Source organism: Streptomyces sp. LHD-70 (assembly GCF_031157275.1).
Taxonomy (GTDB): Bacteria; Actinomycetota; Actinomycetes; order Streptomycetales; family Streptomycetaceae; genus Streptomyces.
In genome coordinates, this window is sequence record NZ_JAVIFW010000005.1 from 42,871 (window position 1) to 62,992 (window position 20,122).

18 protein-coding genes are annotated in these 20,122 nt (G+C 72.3%); 11 read left to right on the plus strand and 7 right to left on the minus strand.

The genetic code is table 11. The features are described from left to right. Positions 1-4: 4 nt before the first annotated feature. Positions 5-508, minus strand: coding sequence for a DUF402 domain-containing protein (locus RCO28_RS10860; RefSeq protein ID WP_308940832.1), 504 nt, complete (start codon positions 506-508; stop codon positions 5-7). Then, entirely contained in the window at positions 483-1,409 is a 927-nt protein-coding gene (locus RCO28_RS10865) for a GNAT family N-acetyltransferase (protein WP_308940833.1), read from the minus strand. Before RCO28_RS10865 ends, RCO28_RS10860 begins: the two co-directional genes overlap by 26 nt. 71 nt (positions 1,410-1,480) lie before the next feature. Here RCO28_RS10865 and RCO28_RS10870 point away from each other — a divergent pair, with 71 nt between their 5' ends. Next, complete coding sequence (locus RCO28_RS10870; RefSeq protein WP_308940834.1) at positions 1,481-1,849, plus strand: GntR family transcriptional regulator; 369 nt, start codon at positions 1,481-1,483, stop codon at positions 1,847-1,849. 48 nt (positions 1,850-1,897) lie between these two features. On the opposite strand, the gene RCO28_RS10875 is transcribed toward RCO28_RS10870, so the two are convergent. Next, positions 1,898-3,007 carry a DUF5925 domain-containing protein gene (locus tag RCO28_RS10875; RefSeq protein WP_308940835.1) on the minus strand — a complete coding sequence of 370 codons (1,110 nt, stop codon included), beginning with the start codon at positions 3,005-3,007 and terminating at the stop codon, positions 1,898-1,900. Between the two features lie 206 nt (positions 3,008-3,213). Between RCO28_RS10875 and RCO28_RS10880 the strand changes: the two genes are divergently transcribed. The 3 genes from RCO28_RS10880 to RCO28_RS10890 all read left to right on the plus strand — a co-directional run bounded on the left by RCO28_RS10880 (position 3,214) and on the right by RCO28_RS10890 (position 5,671). After that, the gene (locus tag RCO28_RS10880) at positions 3,214-3,837 is read left to right on the plus strand and encodes a hypothetical protein (RefSeq protein WP_308940836.1); all 624 of its coding nucleotides are present in this window, start codon (positions 3,214-3,216) and stop codon (positions 3,835-3,837) included. A 200-nt stretch (positions 3,838-4,037) separates the two neighbouring features. Beyond that, on the plus strand, positions 4,038-4,847 hold the full coding sequence (locus RCO28_RS10885) for an SGNH/GDSL hydrolase family protein (RefSeq protein WP_308940837.1): 810 nt from the start codon (positions 4,038-4,040) through the stop codon (positions 4,845-4,847). A 554-nt stretch (positions 4,848-5,401) separates the two neighbouring features. Further along, positions 5,402-5,671 carry a hypothetical protein gene (locus RCO28_RS10890; RefSeq protein WP_308940838.1) on the plus strand — a complete coding sequence of 90 codons (270 nt, stop codon included), beginning with the start codon at positions 5,402-5,404 and terminating at the stop codon, positions 5,669-5,671. 155 nt (positions 5,672-5,826) lie between these two features. Here the strand turns inward: RCO28_RS10890 and RCO28_RS10895 are convergent, their stop codons facing one another. Next, entirely contained in the window at positions 5,827-7,047 is a 1,221-nt protein-coding gene (locus tag RCO28_RS10895) for a CaiB/BaiF CoA-transferase family protein (protein ID WP_308940839.1), read from the minus strand. Between the two features lie 193 nt (positions 7,048-7,240). On the opposite strand from RCO28_RS10895, the gene RCO28_RS10900 reads away from it, so the two are divergent. Together RCO28_RS10900 and RCO28_RS10905 are read left to right on the plus strand one after the other, a co-directional pair. Beyond that, the gene (locus RCO28_RS10900; protein WP_308940840.1) at positions 7,241-8,980 is read left to right on the plus strand and encodes an amidohydrolase; all 1,740 of its coding nucleotides are present in this window, start codon (positions 7,241-7,243) and stop codon (positions 8,978-8,980) included. Positions 8,981-9,013: 33 nt separating this feature from the next. Continuing rightward, positions 9,014-9,793 carry an ABC transporter permease gene (locus RCO28_RS10905; protein ID WP_308940841.1) on the plus strand — a complete coding sequence of 260 codons (780 nt, stop codon included), beginning with the start codon at positions 9,014-9,016 and terminating at the stop codon, positions 9,791-9,793. A gap of 199 nt (positions 9,794-9,992) precedes the next feature. On the opposite strand, the gene RCO28_RS10910 is transcribed toward RCO28_RS10905, so the two are convergent. From RCO28_RS10910 to hmgA, 3 genes are all read right to left on the minus strand, one after another. Then, entirely contained in the window at positions 9,993-11,201 is a 1,209-nt protein-coding gene (locus RCO28_RS10910; protein WP_308940842.1) for a type ISP restriction/modification enzyme, read from the minus strand. A gap of 20 nt (positions 11,202-11,221) precedes the next feature. After that, the gene (locus RCO28_RS10915) at positions 11,222-11,971 is read right to left on the minus strand and encodes a GntR family transcriptional regulator (RefSeq protein WP_308940843.1); all 750 of its coding nucleotides are present in this window, start codon (positions 11,969-11,971) and stop codon (positions 11,222-11,224) included. 87 nt (positions 11,972-12,058) lie between these two features. Next, positions 12,059-13,396 (minus strand): homogentisate 1,2-dioxygenase, encoded by a 1,338-nt coding sequence (gene hmgA / locus RCO28_RS10920; protein WP_308940844.1) that lies wholly within the window; start codon positions 13,394-13,396, stop codon positions 12,059-12,061. Positions 13,397-13,509: 113 nt separating this feature from the next. On the opposite strand from hmgA, the gene RCO28_RS10925 reads away from it, so the two are divergent. The 5 genes from RCO28_RS10925 to RCO28_RS10945 all read left to right on the plus strand — a co-directional run bounded on the left by RCO28_RS10925 (position 13,510) and on the right by RCO28_RS10945 (position 19,985). Continuing rightward, entirely contained in the window at positions 13,510-14,124 is a 615-nt protein-coding gene (locus RCO28_RS10925) for a TetR/AcrR family transcriptional regulator (protein ID WP_308940845.1), read from the plus strand. Between the two features lie 215 nt (positions 14,125-14,339). Continuing rightward, positions 14,340-16,565, plus strand: a complete 2,226-nt coding sequence (locus tag RCO28_RS10930; protein ID WP_308941232.1) for a molybdopterin oxidoreductase family protein — start codon at positions 14,340-14,342, stop codon at positions 16,563-16,565. A gap of 122 nt (positions 16,566-16,687) precedes the next feature. Continuing rightward, entirely contained in the window at positions 16,688-18,124 is a 1,437-nt protein-coding gene (locus RCO28_RS10935; RefSeq protein ID WP_308940846.1) for a CitMHS family transporter, read from the plus strand. Between the two features lie 3 nt (positions 18,125-18,127). Further along, positions 18,128-19,369: an MFS transporter gene (locus RCO28_RS10940; RefSeq protein ID WP_308940847.1), complete on the plus strand. Its 1,242-nt coding sequence runs from the start codon at positions 18,128-18,130 to the stop codon at positions 19,367-19,369. 181 nt (positions 19,370-19,550) lie between these two features. Further along, positions 19,551-19,985: a hypothetical protein gene (locus RCO28_RS10945; RefSeq protein WP_308940848.1), complete on the plus strand. Its 435-nt coding sequence runs from the start codon at positions 19,551-19,553 to the stop codon at positions 19,983-19,985. Positions 19,986-20,122 lie beyond the last annotated feature (137 nt).

A 20,122-nucleotide genomic window follows, 5' to 3' on the forward strand; every position in this document is an offset into this window, starting at 1 on the left:
GCGATCAGGCGCTCAGGAGCGGGCTCAACCCCGCGCCCCGGGCGAGGAGTTCGAGCTCGTCGAGCGCCGCCACGGCCTGCCGCGCGGCCGAAGGGTCCCGCTCCGCGAGGCCGCTCTCCGCGAACTCGTCCTCGTCCAGGCGCAGCACCGACCTGCGGTCGGCGGACACCCACAGGTCGAGGTCCAGGTCCTCCACCACGACCCCGGCCGCGCCGACCTCGGCCGGCCGGGTCACGTCGCAGTACCAGCCCTTCAACTCCCCGCCGCCCGACCGGACCTCCTTCACCGCGTACCACCGGTCCCGCCAGTAGTGCTCGGTGAACACGTCACCCGGCTCGAAGCGTACGAAGCCGAAGTCGCGCACGCCCGCGCCCGCCCAGGCCGCCCGCACCACGAGATGGGTGCCGTCGTCGCTGAGCAGCGTCGCCGGATAGCTGATCTTCGTGCGCCCCGCCTTGCGCAGGACCACGTCCACGGCTGCCTCAGCCGACACCGAGTTCTCGGACATGCCGTACCTCCGTCGCACAGATTTCGTAACCGAACCACTTGTTGACCGCCAGCATCGGCTGGTTCCCCGCGTCGTTGCCGGTGAACGCCTCGGTGAGGCCCGCCGCCCGCGCCCGGTGCAGCGAGTGCGCCTTGACCAGCTTGGCCAGGCCCTTGCCGCGGTGGGCGCGCGTCACGCCCGTCATGCCCGAGGTGTACCGGCTGACCCGGTCCGTGCGGGCCGCGGTGAACGCCGCGGGCACCCCGTCCACCACGGCCACCACCGTGAGGTCCCGGTCCAGGCCCGGGTGACCCCAGGTGCTGGTCAACCAGTCCTCGTAGTCGTCGAGTTGAGCACCGACGTCGCTCGGCTCGTCCGCCGTCGTCTCCGCGTCGAGGGCGAACAGCGGCCGCGGATCGCCCGCGAACTCCGCCGCCGTACGCAGCTCCACCCCGGCCGGGGCCTCGGGCAGCGGCGGGAGCGTGCCCTCCGTCAGGCCGAGCCGCAGGAAGCGCGCGGAGCGGCGCGCCAGGTAGCCGCGCCGCTGAGCGAAGGCGCGGTTCCCGGGCTCGTCGAGCACCCAGGAGTAGACGGAGCTCGCGCCCGCGAACGCCAGATGCTCCTCGGCGGTGCGCACGAGCAAGGAGCCCGCGCCCTGCCCGAGGTGCTCCGGGTGGACGTACACGTTGGCGTACGCCTGCCCCGGCGTGCCGCTCTCGTACGCGAGGCCGACCTGGGCGCGGCCCACCACCCGGCCGTCGATCTCGGCGACGAGCAGCCGATAGGCGCTCGCCGGGTTGGCGTGCGCCACCGACCACACGATCTCCTGGGGCGTCGTCACCAGGAACGGGATGGCCGCGCGCAGCACTTCGGCGGTCGCCTCGGCGTCCTCGGGGCGGAATTCTCTGACGAGCACAGTCATGGTGACGGACCGTACGACGCGAACCGCTGCCCGCGCCTTCGAATTTCCGGCCCGTACGCGAGAATCGAACCGTGACCCTCAAGATCCACGTCGACCACGAAGCCGGTGCGCCCTACGAGCAGGTGCGCGCCCAGATCTCCGAGCAGGCCAGGTCGGGCGCACTGCCCGTGGGCCACAAACTCCCGACGGTGCGCGGCCTCGCGGAGGAACTCGGCCTCGCCGCGAATACGGTGGCCAAGGCATATCGCGCGTTGGAGGCGGACGGGGTGATCGAGACCCGTGGCCGCAATGGGACGTTCATCGCGGCGGCGGGGGATGCGGCGGAGCGGCGTGCGGCGGCCGCCGCACAGACGTATGCGGCGGAGGCCCGTCGCCTGGGCCTCGACCAAGGAGCCGCCCTCGACGCGGTGCGGGATGCGCTGCGGGCGGCGTACGAGTAGGCCCGCGAACCAGGATCCGCACCGTCGGCTCGGTCACCGCCGAGCCCCCTACAGGTACAACCCCGAGTCCGCCCCGTCCCGCTGGTCCGGGACCGATGTGGGGCTCGTGCCGCGGCGCAGGGCGAAGAGTTCGGCGAGCGTCGCGCCGTCGCGGCCCACGGCCTCCTCGGCGGCGGGGAAATCCGCGCCCAGCCAGTCGAGGGACTCGGCGCGGGTCAGTCCGCCCACCTCGATCCGGGCCAGGCAGCGCCCCGGCCGGACCACGGCCGGGTGCAGCCGTTCCAGGTCCTCGTTGGTGGTGACGCCCACCAGGACGTTGCGGCCCTGGCCGAGCAGTCCGTCGGTGAGGTTGAGCAGCCGGGAGAGGGCCTGGCCCGCGGTGTGCTTGGCCTCGCCGCGGATCAGCTCGTCGCAGTCCTCCAGGAGCAGCAGCCGCCAGCGGCCGCCCGCCGCGTCGTCCTCGCCGATCGCGATGTCCATGAGGTAGCCGACGTCGGAGAAGAGCCGCTCCGGGTCGAGTACGCAGTCCACCTGGCACCAGTCGCGCCAGGAGCGGGCGAGGGTGCGCAGGGCGGAGGTCTTGCCGGTGCCGGGCGGGCCGTGCAGGAGGAGCAGGCGGCCCGCGATGTCCTCGGGGGTGGTCTTCATCAGCCGGTCCATGGCCTCGGCGACCGGCGTCGTGTAGTTGGGGCGGACCTCGTCCCACGTACCGGCGGCGATCTGCCGGGTGGTGCGATGCGGGCCGCGGCGCGGCGACACGTACCAGAAGCCCATCGTCACGTTCTCGGGCTGGGGTTCGGGCTCGTCGGCGGCGCCGTCCGTGGACTGCTTCACGATCTCGCGGGCGAGCTCCTCGGTGACCGCGGTGACGGTGACGTCCGCGCCCCGGTTCCAGCGGGAGATCAGCAGCGTCCAGCCCTCGCCCTGGGCGAGGGTCGCGCTGCGGTCGTCGTCGCGCGCGGCGCGCAGCACGGTCGCACCCGGCGGGATCAGGGTCAGGCCGGACTTGACGCGGTCGATCGACGAGCTGTGCGCGTACGGCTGCTCGCCCGTCGCGAAGCGGCCGAGGAACAGCGCGTCGACGACGTCCGAAGGGGAGTCGCTGTCATCGACGTTGAGCCGGATCGGCAGGGCACCGTGAGGGTCGTCAGCAGGCATGCGGCCCATGATCCGGCACGCCCGCCGGTCCCGCACCGCATTTCCTCAAGGCCCGGCCGTGTTCCGGGGCGCGCCGGGCCTCGTGGTCCAATGAGGCGGCCCGGCGCCGGAACCACCACCGCCGGGGCCGGAAGGACCGTACGGGCGGGGGAGTTGACGTGGCGGGTTCAGCGAGGCCGAAACGGCGCAGGGCGGCACCTTCGCCGTTGGCTGCGGCACCGCGCGCACCCCGGCCACGGAGTGAGCGAGGCGGCGGCGAGCGCGGCGCCTCCCGTGACCGAACCGGCTCCCGTGACCGAACCGCCTCCCGCATCTGGCCCGCCATCACGCTCATCGTGCTCGCCCTGATCGCCTCCGCGACGGGCACCTTCTTCTGGTCGGCTCCGCTCTGGGGCACCCTCGCACCGCACTGGCCCGGCGGCGGGTACGGATTCGCCGTCACCGTCGGCCTGTTGCTGCCGCTGGTGATCGGCGGGGCAGGCGCGGCGTGGCTCCGGATGCGGGGCGGCGACGGGGGCGCGGGCGGGGCGTCCGGGCCTGTCGGGGTGCTCGGCTGGGGAGCGGGGGTGTGCGCGGGCGGTGCGGCGGCGGTGTTCCTGCTCGCGCTTCAGCTCGGGGCGATCCGGCCCAAGCGCCGCAACCGGGACGCCGATTGCTACGAGGTGGGCGGGGCCTGCTGGATCGGTGAGCAGTATCCGCTGGCCTGGCTCGCCGGGGTGCTCGCGATCCCCGTCGGCATCCTCCTGCTCCTCTGGTGCGCGGGCCGCATCCGCAAGCGGCGCGGGACGGAGGCACCGACCGGGGACAGAGGCACCCACCAAGACCCCTGAGCCCACCGAACTCCCTGGTAACTGAGCCTTCCTCATTTCCCGCCCCCACCAAGGAAGTTGTCCTGTGAAGGGGCGGATCCCAGGTCAAACCTGTTCCGAGTGAAGGTCCCCACACCGAACCTTCTTGGCATGGACACTCCCAGCGTCACCGGCCGCGTGCTACCACGGCTTAGGCAGAGATCCTGCTAAAGGGAGGTTCCATGAGACTGTCCCGAATCACGGCTTACGCCTCGTCACTTCTCCTTGCCACCGGCTTAGCTCTCACCGGAGCAGGCACGGCAGGGGCCACCGAGGGCGCGGCGGCCGAGGCCTATGTGGCGCTCGGCGACTCCTACTCCTCGGGCCTCGGCGCCGGCAACTACGACAGCGGGAGCGGTGGCTGCAAGCGCAGCACCCGCGCGTACCCCGTCCTGTGGGCCAACTCCCACTCCCCGTCGTCCTTCTCCTTCACCGCCTGCTCCGGCGCCCGCACCGGCGATCTCATCAACAACCAGCTGGGTCCCCTCAACTCCGGTACGACGCTCGTCTCCCTCACCATCGGCGGCAACGACGCGGGCTTCGCCGACGTCATGACCACCTGCGTCCTGCAGTCCGAGAGCACCTGCATCGCCCGAGTCAACGAGGCGAAGCGATACGTCGACACCACGCTTCCCGGCAACCTCCACAAGGCGTACAGCGCGATCCGCGGCAAGGCCCCCAACGCGCAGGTGGCCGTGCTCGGTTACCCCCGCTTCTACAAGCTGAACGGCAGCTGCGTCGCAGGGCTCACCGAGAACGAGCGCGCCGCCATCAACGGCGCCGCCGACCACCTCAACGCCGCCACCGCCAAGCGGGCCGCCGACCACGGCTTCGCCTTCGGCGACGTGGCCCCGGCCTTCACCGGACACGAGATCTGCTCCGGCGACTCCTGGTTGCACAGCGTCAACTGGGGCAACATCGGCGAGTCCTACCACCCCACCGCGGCCGGTCAGTCGGGCGGATACCTGCCCACCTTCAGCGGCACCGTGTGAGCCCGACCGGCCACACCAGCCGCGCGTTCCCACCCCCACCCTGAATGACGACTGCCACACGCGGGCAGGAGCTCCCGTACGACCGGGGCTCCTGCCCGCACCGCGTCGGCGGACGGTGCGTCAACTCAATTCGTACGAGCGGGACTTGAGGACCGAGTTCGGCGCGGAGCGTGACGGCGGGTGCGCGCGGGGTAGTAGTTGGGCCCCGCGATCCGCCTTCGTAAACATCGCCACGCCGGAAGTGGTGATCATCACAGACTGCAAGGGCCCCGCGTCGCGTTACGGTCCATACGGGGCCGCCGGGACACGCCGCGTTCCGCCATCTGGAGGCACGGGCGAACAGGCTCCCGGCCGCCCCTGGGGTGACGGCCGGTCACTACGAGTCGGTCGCGCCCAACTTGTCCAACTCGCCCTGGAATCAGGCGTATTCAGAGAGTGAGCGTCAACATCCTTAAGGTGGAAGTGAATCCCGCGACCGGGATACGCGAGTGTCAGTGCGGGGCGATAGGGTTAACCTGCCCGGGCCGGGTGCCCTCGTACGGGTGGGGAGTGACATGGAACAGATAACAGTGCGCAGCAGGGCGCGAGTCCCTGCGATCACCTGCGGGAGCAGTGCGACCAGCTCTCGTCTCGACCGCCATCTGTCGGTGCTGGGCGGCCCCGCCGTCCCGCAGCGGGAGTCGGCGGACGCGACGCTGCTGATGCGCGAGCTCACGACGCGTGATGTGGCGCACGAGCGCACGAGCCGTGTGGCCCGTGTGCGCAAGGTCTCTCTCTTCGCGCCGCTCCGGCGGCTGACCCGCTCGCTCTTCGGCGGCCACTGAGCCGTCTGCGGCGGCCACCAGGCCGCCGTACGAAGCGAGCAGGACAGAGCAGAGCACGACAGTGTGAGCCCGCAGCCCGCGGGCCACACCCCGGCCCTTCACACGCACAGGCCCGTCACGCCCACAGGCCCGTCACACGCACAGGCCCGTCACGCTCAGGCGACCACACCGTCCCGGCGCAACGCTGCGATCTCGGCGTCCGACATCCCCACGGCACGCAGCAGCGCCCCGGTGTGCTCGCCGAGCGCGGGCACCGCTCCCATCGCCGGATCCGCCCCGCCCGGCAGCGTCACCGGCGGCAGCAGCGCCCGCAACGACCCCACCGGCGACCCCACCTCGCGCCACCGCCCCCGCGCCGCCAGCTGCGGATGCTCCGCCACCTCCGTGACGTCCCGCAGCCGCGCGCACGCGATCCCCGCCTTCTCCAGGCGCGCCAGCGCGGTATCCACATCGAGCCGGCCCAGGGCCTTCGCCACCAGCTCGTCCGTCGCCGCCCGGTGCGCCGTCCGCGCCGCGTTGGTCGCGTACGCCGGATCATCCGCCAACTCCGGCCGCTCCAGGACCATTTCGGCCAGGCGCCGCCACTCCCGGTCGTTCTGCACGGAGAGCAGCACGCGCGCCCCGTCCGCGGTGGCGTAGGCGTCGTACGGGGCGATCACCGCGTGCGCCAGACCCGTGCGGACCGGCGGCTCGCCGCCGTGCATCGCGTGATGCAGCGGGTGGCCCATCCACTCCGCGAGGGCCTCCAGCATGGAGACCTCCACCGGGCCGCCGAGCCCCGTCGTCGACCGCCTGAGCAGCGCCGCGAGCACCCCCGAGAACGCGTACATCGCCGCCGCGATGTCGGCCGCCGGGATACCCGCCTTCACCGGCTGCTCCGGCGTCCCCGTGACCGACACCAGGCCCGCCTCGCACTGCACGAGCATGTCGTACGCTCGCTTGTCCGCATACGGGCCACCCGCCCCGTACCCCGAGATGTCCACCGCCACGAGCCGTGGATGCTCCGCGCACAGCGACGCCGCGTCCAGGCCCAGGCGGGCCGCCGCACCCTGCGCCAGGTTCTGCACGAAGACGTCCGCCTCCGCGATCAGCGCCCGTACGGCCGCGAGGCCCCGCGGATCCTTCAGGTCGACCGCGAGGGACTCCTTGCCGCGGTTCGCCCACACGAAGTGCGAGGCCAGACCGGCCGCCGCCGTGTCGTAGCCGCGGGCGAAGTCGCCGCCGTCCGGCCGCTCGACCTTGATCACCCGGGCGCCCAGATCGGCCAGTTGACGCGTGGCGAACGGTGCCGAGACGGCCTGCTCGACGGCGACGACGGTGATGCCGTCCAGGGGTAGCGGCTGCTGCGGCTGAGGGGGACGCGGAGAGTTCTGCATGGCTCATGATCCTGAACCCCGCGTAATGGCTTTGTCACCCCGGATGTTGACGTGGCAACGATCACGGTCCAAGGTGCTGATCACCGCAAGCGCATGGCAGGTACACCGAACTGTGGTGTGCCCGTGCGCTTTTGTCCCCATATGCCGCGATTCGCCGGCGTCCTCGCCACCGCCCTCACCCCCGGAGGCCCGCGTGTGTGACCTGCACGATCAGCACGAGCACGACCACGAGACCGCCACCGCCGGACACCCCGCGCTCAGCCGTCGGCGCGTGATGCAGCTCCTCGGCGCCGCGGGCGTCACGGCCGCCGCGATGAGCGCCGACGCCGACCCCGCGATGGCCGCCGCGGCTGAATCCGCCGATACGGACGGCTCGTACCAGGCACCCGAAGGGCTCGCCGAGGACAGCGCCGCCAAGCGGACCGCGCTCGGCTGGATCACCTCACAGGCCGACCGGATCACCGGCCTCAACGAAGAGATATGGGAGCTGGCCGAGCTCTCCCTGCGGGAGTGGAAGTCGTCGCTCGCCCAGGCCGACTTCCTCAAGAAGGCCGGATTCCAGGTCGAGTTCGGCACCGCCGGCTTCCCCACCGCCTTCACCGCGACGTACCGGCACGGCTCGGGCGGACCGGCCATCGGCTTCAGCGGCGAGTACGACGCGCTGCCCGGCCTCTCCCAGAAGAAGGGCGTCGGCCACCACGACCCCCTGGAGTACGTGCACGACCCGTACGCCCCCTCGTACGGCCCCGGCCACGGCTGCGGGCACAGCGCGCTCGGCACGGCGGCGGCAGCGGCGGCCGCAGCCGTGGCGCGGGCCGCGGAGAGGCACGACCTGCCCGTGACCGTGAAGTTCTTCGGCTCCACGGCCGAGGAGACCCTGGTCGGCAAGACGTACGCGGTCTCGCAGGGCGTGTACGACGGACTCGACGCCTTCCTCGACTGGCACCCCTCCACCGCCAACGCCACCGGCTGGGGCTCCACCACCGCGATGACCGCGGTGACGTTCACCTTCCTCGGCGTAGCAGGGCACGGCGGCACCCCGCTCGGGAACAAGTCGGCCCTCGACGCCGCCGTGATGATGGCGACGATGTCGGAGTTCCTGCGCGAGGAGAACCTGGCGCCCAGCGGCCGGCTCCACTGGGTGATCAACAACGGCGGCGACATCCCGAACGTCACCCCGGAGATCGCCGAGATCTCGTACTACGTACGCGAGGGCAGCCCCGCGCGCGTGCAGGTGCTGCTCGACAAGGTGATCGCCGTGTCCGAGGCGGCGGCGAAGGCCGCGCAGACCAAGGTGAGCCACCGCATCACCGCGGCCTGCTGGAACCAGCTGCCGTCCAGGTCCTTCGCCGAGCTCCTGCACGACAACATGCGCCAGATCGGCCCGCCCGAGTTCTCCGGCGAGGCACAGGAGTTGGCGAAGGAGCTGCAGAAGTCCCTCGGGCTTCCCGAGAAGGGCCTGCACGCCGAGATCGGCGCGCTCAACCCGCCCAACCCGGTCTTCATGGGCGGCGGTTCCACGGATGTCGCCGACATCAGCTGGAACGTGCCGACCGTGTCCATGGGCGCGGCCCTCGCGCCCATCGGGACCAAGATGCACACCTGGTCCACGGCGGCCTGCGCGGCGGCGGCGCCCGGCCGGGCGGCGGTGCTCGCCGCGGCGTCGTATCTGGCGGCGACGGCGGTCGACCTGCTGACCCAGCCTGCGCGGCTGAAGGCGGTCAAGGAGGAGTTCGCGGAGCGGACGAAGGGGGTGGAGTGGAAGACGGCGCTCCCGGAGGGGTACGAGCCGCCGATGTACGAGCCGCCGGCGTGGTTCCTCAAGCAGACGGGCCAGAAGTGGCCCCCGAGCAACATCACGTGGCCGCCCAGGCGAGTGGTCTCGCAGGAGCAGTTCTCTTCTTTGGGGCCGGAGTTGGCGCCGCAGAAGTAAAGGCTGCTGCCCCAGGGACTTAGGGTTACGGACGTGCCCGCGTACGCCGCCAACACGTTGCTGCCCGTCAACCTCACCCTGGGCGCGGTCCTCGCCGTGCTGCTCGCGGTGGCCGCCTGCGTCGCCGCGTTCGCCCGGCTCAGCCCCGCCGAGGACCGGGGCCGCGCCCGCGAGATCGTCGTCGCCGGGCTGCGCGCCGCCGCCCAGCTCGCCGCCGTCTCCCTGCTGATCGGCTGGGTGGTCCGCTCCGTACCGCTGCTGCTCGGCTTCCTCGTCCTGATGTACGTGGTGGCCACCCGCACCGCCGGACGCCGGATCACCGCCGACGGCAGCTGGTGGTGGGCGGCGGTGCCCATCGGGGCGGGCGTCGTCCCCGTGGTCCTGGCGCTGCTGCTCACCGGGCTCGTGCCGCTCAAGGGCATCGCGCTGATCCCCGTCACCGGCATCCTCATCGGCGGCGCGCTCACCGCCACCGTGCTCGGCGGCCGTCGCGCCCTGGACGAACTCGACGCCCGCAAGGGCGAGGTGGAGGCGGCCATGGCCCTCGGCCTGAGCGACCCCGAGGCCCGCCTCCTGGTCGCCCGCCCGGCCGCGTCGGAGGCGCTGATCCCCGGCCTCGACCAGACCCGTACGGTCGGCCTGGTCACGCTGCCCGGCGCGTTCGTCGGCATGCTCCTCGGCGGGGCGTCACCGGTACAGGCGGGCGCGGTACAGCTCTTCGTGCTCGTCGCGCTCATGGCGGTGCAGGGGGTCGCGGTGGCGGGGGTGCTGGAGCTGGTGGCGCGGGGGTACCTGCATCGTGGCGTGGCCTAGAGGCTTACTTTTCCCCTCCCCTCCCCGCCCCTTCCCGACTGTGTCGATCTGCGGCTGGCGCCGCGTGGCCTGCCGGACGGGCCTCCTCAATCTCCCCCAGCTACCGCTGGGAGGTGCCCCCAGAGGGGCTCAAATTGAGCCCCTCCGGCGATTGAGGAGATTCGGGAAGGGGCGGGGAGGGAAGAAGGAGCAGCCGCCCCTACAGCAGCGCGAACTGCCCGCCCGGGCCCTCCTCCTGGTGGTCCAGGACCGAGGCAGGGCGGCGGGACGAGTCCGGCACGGGCAGGACTTTCGCCGTGCGCAGCTCGCCCGCGCCGAGCGGAGCTTCCCCCGCCGCGCGCACCAACTCCTCCTGCCGCGGCCGGACTTCCGCGAGGAGCGACAGGACCGTGATCAGTTCGAGCAGCTCGGACGTCCAGGCCTGCGGCCACGCCGACGGCCGCAGCGCCTCCAGGCCCTCCGGCTGCTCTGCCCACGAACGCCGCTCGAACCACAGCTGAAGGACCCGCACCCCGCACACGTGGAAGTCCCAGGCCGCTGCCGGGACCGGGGAGATCCGGCCCTCGCCGATGTGCAGGGCCTCCTCCTCGCGGTCGTAGAGCAGCTCGGTGGGGCGGGCGGGCAGCGCGGAGCGGACGTACGGGCGGCGGCCGCCGGGGAGTTTGGGGCGCTCGCCGGTGCGCAGATGCAGCCACAGGATGCGGTGGCCGAGGTCCACGCCGTGCGCCCACACGTCCGGGTCGGCGGTGAGCGGGACGCGGCAGCCGGACGGGGTGCGGCGGGCCGCGGCCAGGCACCAGGCGAGCAGTTCCTCCGGGCCGGTCTCGGTGCCGAGGCGGTCGGCGAGCGCGTCCAGGAGCCCGGGCGCCAGGTTGGGCTCGGTGCCGCCGGGGCGCCGGTAGAGCGGGCGGATCCGGCCGGGGCGCCCGGCGGGGGAGCGGCCGTCGGGCAGCAGCGCGGTGGCGACCAGGGCGGGGCCGCCGGCCTCCGGCACGTGCCCGGGTTCGACGAGGAACAGCTGCTCGACGTCCGCGACCCGCCACAGCTCGGGCCTGGCCGCGTCGATCAGCCGGTGGTCGGGCAGCAGCCACTGCTCGTCGAACGGCCCGTGCAGCACCCGCACGGGCTCGGGGCACGGCCCGGACTCGTCGGCGAGCGGGCGCGTTCCGCTGCTCTGGCCGGGGAGTTGGGCGACGGAGGTGATCAGGGTGCGGGACCGGCTGGGGTGCAGCAACACCTGACGCTGCTCGGCCTCGGCCCGTACGAACGCCGCCCAGCGCGCCTTCAGTGACGCCGCGTCCGGTGCCATCGGCCAGCCGCGGCCGAGCCGCAGCGGAGCGACCGACCAGGGCAGCAGATCGTCGAGCAGCGGGGCGGCGGAAACGGCTGCCACGTCCGAGTGAGTCACGCTCCGATCGTACGGCGTGATCAGTGGGCGTCCAGGGTGACCGTGAACGAGAAGCGGTCACCGCGGTAGTGGATGCGGGCGACGTCCAGGACCTCGCCGTCCTCGTCGTAGGTGACGCCGGTGTAGTGCAGGATCGGGCTGAGCAGCGGGACCTGGAGCAGGGCGGCCGTCTCCGGGTCCGCGAGCCTCGCCTCGACGGTGTCCGTGATCCGGCTGATGCGCAGCCGGACCAGGTCGCGCAGCACCTTCGTCATCGGCCAGCGCTCCAGATCGGCCGGATCGATACGGGCGGCGACGTCCGGGCGGACGTAGTTGCGCGCGTGGTTGGTCGGCTCCCCGGTCTGCTCGTCGCTGCGCAGCCGGTGGTACGTGGCCACTTCCGTGAGGCCCGGGAAGTACGCGGCGACATCCGCCGGCGCCGGGCCCTCGCCATGGCTGAGCAGCTCGGTGCGCATGCCGGACTGCTGCGCCACGATCGCGTCGACGGAGCCCAACAGCCGTACCGGAGCGCCTCGTTCGGCGCTCGGCTCGATGAACGTGCCGCGCCGCCGGTGCCGGCTGATCAGACCCTCGTCCTCCAGCTCCTTGAGCGCCTGGCGCATGGTCAGGACGCTCACGCCGTAGTGCACCGCGAGCTGCTCCTCGGTGGGCAGGCGCAGCGGCGCCTCCGGGGTGCGGCCGAGTATCGAGGCGCGCAGCGACTGCGACACCTGGTACCACAGCGGCAGCTTGCGGTTGAGGACGATCGAGTCCGGGGCAAAGGCGGTCACGGCTGCTCCGCTCCGTATGGATCCGCTCCGTCTTACAACCGGTTCATGACGGAATGCATGGGACTGAGTTCAGGGGTTTCCTGAGTCTCAGACATTTCCTGGCCGGAAATGACGCTGGAGACCCTGCCACACATCGTCGTAGCCCGTCTGCAGGTGGGACGCCTCGGCCGCCTGCGGGGCGAGTGTCACGGGCCAGCGGGTCTCGAACATGAACGCCAGGCCGTCGTCGATCTTCTGCGGCTTCAGCTCGGCCGCGGACGCCTTCTCGAACGTCTCCCGGTCCGGTCCGTGCGCCGACATCATGTTGTGCAGCGAGCCGCCGCCCGGCACGAAGCCCCCTGGACCGGCAGTTTTCGCGTCGTACGCGCCCTCGATCAGGCCCATGTACTCGCTCATCACGTTCCGGTGGAAGTACGGCGGCCGGAACGTGTCCTCGCCCACCAGCCAGCGCGGCGCGAACACCACGAAGTCGACGCCCGCGAGCCCCGGGGTGTCGGTCGGCGAGGTGAGGACCGTGAAGATCGACGGGTCCGGGTGGTCGTAGCTGATCGAGCCGATGACGTTGAAGCGGTGCAGGTCGTAGACGTACGGGACGTGGTTGCCGTGCCAGGCGACGACGTCGAGCGGGGAGTGGTCGTAGACCGCCGACCAGAGGTTGCCGCAGTACTTGTTGACCACCTCCACGTCCCCTTCCACGTCCTCGTACGCGGCCTCCGGGGCCCTGAAGTCCCGTGCGTTGGCGAGGCCGTTGGCGCCGATCGGGCCGAGGTCGGGGAGCTGGAAGGGCGCGCCGTAGTTCTCGCACACATAGCCGCGGGCGGTCGCGTCGAGCAGTTCCACGCGGAAGCGCACCCCGCGCGGGATCAGGGCCACCTCGCCCGGCTCGGCGCGCAGCAGGCCCAGTTCGGTGCGGAGCAGCAGGCCGCCGTGCTCGGGGACGATCAGGAGCTCGCCGTCGGCGTTGCTGAACACCCGCCGTTCCATGGGGGAGTTGGCGTGGTAGAGGTGTACGGCCATGCCGGTGCGCTGCGTCGCGTCGCCGTTGCCGCCGACCGTCCACAGGCCGTCGAGGAAGTCGGTGCCGGGCGCGGGCTCGGGCAGCGGGTTCCAGCGCTGCCGGTTCGGGTCGGGCACGGACTCGGTGAACGGGGCCGTGCGCACCGCGCCGTTGTCGATCCGTGTGAACGCCGGGTGCGCGGCGGAGGGGCGGATGCGGTACAGCCACGAGCGGCGGTTGTGCGCCCGCGGCTCGGTGAACGCGCTGCCGCTGAGCTGCTCCGCGTACAGGCCGAGGGGGGCGCGCTGCGGGGAGTTCCGGCCGTGCGGCAGAGCGCCGGGGACGGCCTCGCTGCTGTGCTCGTTGCCGAAGCCGGAGAGGTACGAGAGCCCCTCCGCCGTCTTCCGCGCCTGCTCGGTGCCGCTCATGTGTGCTCCCCGCTGCCGTAGGAACCTGGAATCCTATGGACCACCGTAGGATTGCTGAGGGGTCCCGTCAACGGGGCAGTCGGACGGCTTCTCCGGTGGTTACGCTCACGCCCATGTCCTGGACCCCCGACCCCGACCCGAGCCGGCTCAGGCGCGCCCCCGTGCAGCAGCGCAGCGCCGAGCGGCTCAACCGGATACTCGACGCCTGCGCGGGCCTGCTCGACGAGGCCGGGTACGAGGCCCTGAGCACCCGTGCCGTGGCCGAGCGCGCGGACGTGCCGATCGGTTCCGTGTACCGCTTCTTCGGCAACAAGCGCGCCATGGCCGAGGCCCTCGCGCAGCGCAACCTCGACCGGTACGCCGAGCGCATCTCCGGGCGCCTCGCGACGGTCGGGCGCGACGACTGGCGGACCGCCGCCGACGCCGCGCTCGAGGAGTACCTGACGATGAAGCGCACCGTCCCCGGCTTCGCCCTGGTCGACTTCGCCGGGCCCGTGCAGGCGCCGTCCGAGGCCAACCACCTGCTCGCCGACCGCCTGGCGGACCTCCTCGCCCGGCACCTGGGACGCTCCCTCGACGCCGGTCTGCGCCGCTGCCTCCTGGTCGGTGTGGAGGCCGCCGACGCGGTGCTCCGCCTCGCCTTCCGCCTCCGGCCCGAGGGTGACCCCGAACTGATCGCGGAGACCCGGGAGTTGCTGCACGCGTATCTGGCGCGGGCGCTCGACTGAACCTGTGGGGAACGGAGCCCGAACCTTCCCCGCACCCCTCGCCCCCATGCGTACCGGTCGGTATGCTCGCAGTGGAGAGTGCGCCGCCGTTGCCGCCGCCCAGGGAGGGCCCCGTGTCCCGCAACACCCGAACCGCGCCCCTTACGGATTCCCGTACTGATTCCGGTACCGAATCCCGTACCGATTCCGGTACCGAATCCCGTACCGCGCTCCGGATCTGCCCCCTCTGCGAGGCCACCTGCGGGCTGACCCTCACCATCGAGGGCACCCGTGTCACCGGCGCGCGCGGCGACCGCGACGATGTGTTCAGCCGGGGCTTCATCTGCCCCAAGGGCGCCGCCTTCGGCGCGCTCGACAGCGACCCCGACCGCCTCACCCGCCCCCTGGTCCGCCGCGACGGCACGCTCCAGGAGGCGAGTTGGGAGGAGGCCTTCGACGCGGTCGCCGCGGGCATCAGGCCGCTCGTCGAGGAGCACGGGCCCGACGCGATCGGCGTCGTGCTCGGCAACCCCAACGTGCACACCATGGCCGGCGCCCTCTACCCGCCCGTCCTCATGAGCGCCCTCGGCACGCACAGCCTCTTCACCGCCAGCACGCTCGACCAGATGCCCAAGCACGTTGCCAGCGGACTGCTCTACGGCGACCCCCTCGCCATCCCCGTGCCGGACCTGGACCACACCGACCACCTGCTGCTCCTCGGCGCCAACCCCCTCGAGTCCAACGGCAGCCTCTGTACCGCGCCCGACTTCCCCGGCCGCCTCAAGGCCCTGCGCGAGCGCGGCGGCACGCTCACCGTCGTCGACCCGCGCACCACCCGCACCGCCGAACTCGCCGACCGGCACCTCGCGATCCGCCCCGGCGCCGACGCCCTGCTGCTCGCCGCGCTCGTCCATGTCCTCTTCGAGGAGAGCCTGATCTCGCTCGGCCGGCTTGAGCGGTACGTGGAAGGGGCGGACCAACTCCGGGACGCCGTGGGCGAGTTCAGCCCCGAGGCCGTCGCAGGCGCCTGTGACGTACCGGCCGCCGAGATCCGCGCCCTGGCCAGGGAGCTGGCCGCCGCGCCCACCGCCGCCGTGTACGGCCGCATCGGCACCTGCACCGTCGAGTTCGGCACCCTCGCGAACTGGCTCGTCGACGTCCTGAACGTCCTCACCGGCAACCTCGACCGGCCCGGCGGCGCCCTCTTCCCGCTCTCCGCCACCGACCGCGCACCCCGCCCCGCCGCGCCCGGCAAGGGGTTCCGGACCGGGCGCTGGCAGAGCCGGGTGAGCGGGCACCCCGAGGTCAAGAGCGAGCTGCCCACCGCCGCGCTCGCCGAGGAGATCGACACCCCGGGCGAGGGCCGGATCCGCGCCCTGCTCGTCCTCGCCGCCAACCCGGTGCTCTCCGCGCCCGACGGGGACCGCCTCGACCGGGCGCTCGCGGGCCTGGACTTCATGGTGAGCGTCGACCCGTACCTGAACGAGACCTCCCGGCACGCGCACGTGGTGCTGCCCCCGCCGCCGCCCGCGCAGAGCGCGCACTACGACTTCGCCTTCAACGCCCTCGCCGTACGCAACCAGGCCCGCTACACGCGCGCCGCGGTCCCGCTGCGGGACGGCGCCCTGGACGAGTGCGAGATCCAGGCCCGGCTCGTCCTCGCCGTCTCCGGGATGCACGGGGCGCCTGCGCACGCCGTGGACGACATGGTCATCGAGCGCGCCCTCGGCAAGGCCGTCGCCGACCCGCACCAGAGCGTGCCCGGCCGCGACCCGAAGGAACTCGCCGCGCAGCTCACCGGCGACAGCGGCGCCGAACGCCGCCTCGACCTGATGCTGCGCCTCGGCCCGTACGGCGACGGATTCGGCGCCGATCCCGAGGGCCTGAGCCTCGCCAAGCTGCTCGCGAACCCGCACGGCATCGACCTCGGGCCGCTGGGGTCCCGCCTCCCCGAAGTGCTCCGCACCCGCAGCGGCAGCGTCGAGCTGCTGCCCGAGCCGATCGCCGCCGACCTGCCGCGGCTGCGCGCCGCCCTGGACCGCGACCCCGCCGAGCTCGTCCTCGTCGGCCGCCGCCATCTGCGGTCCAACAACAGCTGGCTGCACAACGTCCCCGTCCTCAACCGCGGCACCAACCGCTGCACCCTGCACATCCACCCCGAGGACGCCGCCCGCGCCGGGATCGCCGACGGGCAGCCCGTCCGTATCAAGGGCGCCGGGGGAGAGGTCGAGGCGCCCGCCGAGGTCACCAGGGCCGTGCGCAGGGGCGTCGTGAGCCTGCCGCACGGCTGGGGCCACGACCGGCCCGGCACCCGTACCGCCGTCGCGACGGCGACTCCCGGAGTGAACAGCAACCAGCTGCTCGACGGGACGCTCCTGGACCCGCTGTCCGGCACGGCGGTGCTCAACGGGGTGCCGGTTCTGCTCACGCCCGTCGGCACAGAACCGCAGGCAAGGCTGTGACCTGGAGTTTTGCTCTTATTGCTCGCGTGTCAACATCTTGTTAACGCTGAATAGCGGGTCTTAACGTCGTCCGAACCGCCGGCCGTGGTGGGTGTTCAAGGGCGAACGTGAGAGGCCCCAAAATGCTGACAATCCTTGGCTTCGCCATGATCGCGACCTTCCTGGTCCTGATCATGATGAAGAAGATGTCGCCGATAGCGGCACTCGTGCTGATCCCCGCGCTCTTCTGCGTAATCGTCGGACAAGGAGCGAAGCTCGGGGACTACGTCCTCGACGGCGTCACCGATCTCGCGCCCACCGCGGCGATGCTGATGTTCGCGATCGTCTACTTCGGCGTGATGATCGACGTCGGCCTGTTCGACCCGATCGTCCGAGCCATCCTGCGGTTCTGCAAGGCCGACCCGATGCGGATCGTCGTCGGCACCGCACTGCTCGCCGCGATCGTCTCGCTCGACGGCGACGGCTCCACCACCTTCATGATCACCGTCTCGGCGATGTATCCGCTCTACAAGCGCCTGAAGATGAGCCTGGTCGTGCTGACCGGTGTCGCCGCCACCGCCAACGGCGTGATGAACACCCTGCCCTGGGGCGGCCCCACCGCCCGCGCCGCGACCGCCCTCAAGCTGGACGCCACCGACATCTTCGTGCCGATGATCCCGGCGCTCGCGGTCGGCCTGCTCGCCGTCTTCGCCCTCTCGTACGTCCTCGGCCGCCGCGAGCGCAAGCGCCTCGGCTACCTCTCCCTCGAAGAGGTCACCGAGACGGTCACCGAGACCGCCGACGAGAAGGTCCTCGTCGGCGCGGGCTCCGGCAACGGCGAGGGCGCGGGCAACGGCAAGGGCTCCGGCTCCGGCAAGGCCACCGGCACCGGCGGCGACCACAGCGCCCCCGCGTACGAGAACGAGGACGGCGAGACCTTCGCCGGGCTCGACCCGAACCGCGCCACCCTGCGCCCCAAGCTGTACTGGTTCAACGCGCTCCTGACCGTCGCCCTGCTCACCGCGATGATCACGGAACTGCTGCCCATCCCGGTGCTGTTCCTCATCGGCGCCGCCCTCGCGCTCACGGTCAACTTCCCCAACATGACCGACCAGAAGGCCCGGATCGGCGCCCACGCCGAGAACGTCCTCAACGTCTCCGGCATGGTCTTCGCCGCCGCCGTCTTCACCGGCGTCCTCACCGGCACCGGCATGGTCGACTCCATGGCCAAGTGGATGGTCAGCTCCATCCCCGACGGCATGGGCTCGCAGATGGGCCTGGTCACCGGCCTCCTCTCCCTCCCGCTGACCTACTTCATGTCGAACGACGGCTTCTACTTCGGCATCCTGCCCGTCCTCGCCGAGGCGGGCGCCGCCCACGGCGTCGCCCCCGTGGAGATCGCCCGCGCCTCCATCGCCGGCCAGCCCCTGCACATGTCGAGCCCGCTGGTGCCCGCCGTGTTCGTCCTCGTCGGCATGGCCAAGGTCGAGTTCGGCGACCACACGAAGTTCACCGTCAAATGGGCCGCGCTCACCTCGCTCGTGGTGCTCGCCGCCGGAATCCTCTTCGGGATCATCTGACCCATGCGGAACGGCAGTTCAGGGCCCGGAAGGGCATGGCTCCTGCGCCTCGTCATCGCCTTCGGCTTCGCCCAGGCGGCGGTGTCGATGGCGCGGCCCGCCGTGTCCTACCGGGCCCTGTCGCTCGGCGCCGACGAACGCGCGATCGGCGTCATCGCGGGCGTGTACGCGCTCCTGCCGCTGTTCGCCGCCGTCCCCCTCGGCCGCCGCACCGACCACGGCCGGTGCGCGCCACTGCTGCCCGTCGGCGTCGTCCTGATCGCGGGCGGCTGCGCCCTGAGCGGCGCCGTGAACTCCCTGGCCGCCATGGCCGCGTGGAGCGGCGTCATGGGACTCGGGCACCTCTGCTTCGTGATCGGTGCCCAGTCGATCGTCGCCCGGCAGTCCGCGCCCGCCGAACAGGACCGTAATTTCGGCCATTTCACGATCGGTGCCTCACTCGGCCAACTCATCGGCCCGATCGCCGCCGGACTCCTCATCTCCGGGCAGGACGGGGCGATGGCGAGGACCAGCGCACTCGCCCTGACCGTCTCCGCCGCGGTCGCCGCCGTCGCCTTCACCTCGCTGTGGCGCATCGAGCACCGCACCGAGTCCGGCACCCGCAGGGACCAGGGCGCCAAGGTGCCCGTCCACCGCATCCTGCGCACCCGCGGCGTCCCCGCGGGCATCTTCATCAGCCTCGCCGTGCTCTCCGCCACCGACATCCTCACCGCCTACCTGCCGGTCGTCGGCGAGCACCGCGGGATCGCGCCCGCCGCCATCGGCCTCCTCCTGAGCCTGCGCGCCGCCGCGACCATCGCCTGCCGACTGGTCATGACGCCCATGATCCGGCTGATCGGCCGCACCGCCCTGCTCGTCACGACCTGCCTGCTCGGCGGCCTGCTCTGCGCCGGGATCGCCCTGCCCGTACCGGTGTGGGCGCTCGCCCTGATGCTCGCCGTGCTCGGCTTCTGCCTCGGTGTGGGCCAGCCGCTGTCCATGACGACCGTCGTCCAGGCCGCCCCCGAGGGAGCCCGGTCCACCGCCCTCGCGCTGCGCCTCACCGGCAACCGGCTCGGCCAGGTCGCCACCCCCGCGTCCGCCGGACTCGTCGCCGGAGTCGCGGGTGCCGCCGCCCCGTTCCTGATGCTCGGCGCGCTCCTCGTGGCCGCCGCCGGGCTCGCGACACGCGCAGGTCTGCGGTCGCAAAGCACGACCGGCGTAAGGGGTTCAAATTCGGCCACGAAGGATCACGCACGGCACTGACCAGCGTGAATCCAGCCACGCTCCGCCGCCTGGTTAACCCGCCGTTCACACGGCAACTTGCACACTGGACACAGCACTTGGGCACAATGGTGATCACCGCCTGGCGGCACACCGCGCGCCCGAGCGTGAGCTGCGTTTGCCGTTCCAGGCGTGAACCGTCCAGAGGTGCAAGGGGGTTGAGATGCGTAGGTGCCGGACCCTCCTCGGTGTTCTGTTCACCGCCCTGAGCGCCTTCCTCGCCCTCGCCGTCGCCACGGGCAGCGCCGTGGCTCACCCGGGCGACCCGACCTCCGCGGCCACCATCCCGTACGCCGCGGCCGCCGCAGCGCCCGCCTCCTTCGGCGCCCCCGCCGCGGCGGGCCAGGGCCACGGCGCGTCCAATGTCGAGCAGGACCGCAACCCGGGCCCGTTCGACGACTGCCGGCACCGGCGCGCGATCCGCGCCTCGGTCGCCGCGCCCCTGCCGCAGCCTTGCGCGGCCTGCGCGGCCTGCGCGGCGCCAGGGCCCGTCGCACACCCGGCGGGCACCCCGAGAACGGCCACCGGGCACGCCGCCGTCGCCGCGGTCCTCGACCCCGGCGAACGGCCCGCCCTCCTGCAAGTGTTCCGCTGCTGAGCCGCACCTTTCTCCGGGACGCCCGCCGAACGTCACCCGCGGCGCCCACCTCCGTTCACCCCACGTGAGCCGTGAGGTCGCGCGGCCCCAGCACCTTCGGTGCGGGAATCCGCAGCAGCGCCGGTGCGGGAATCGGC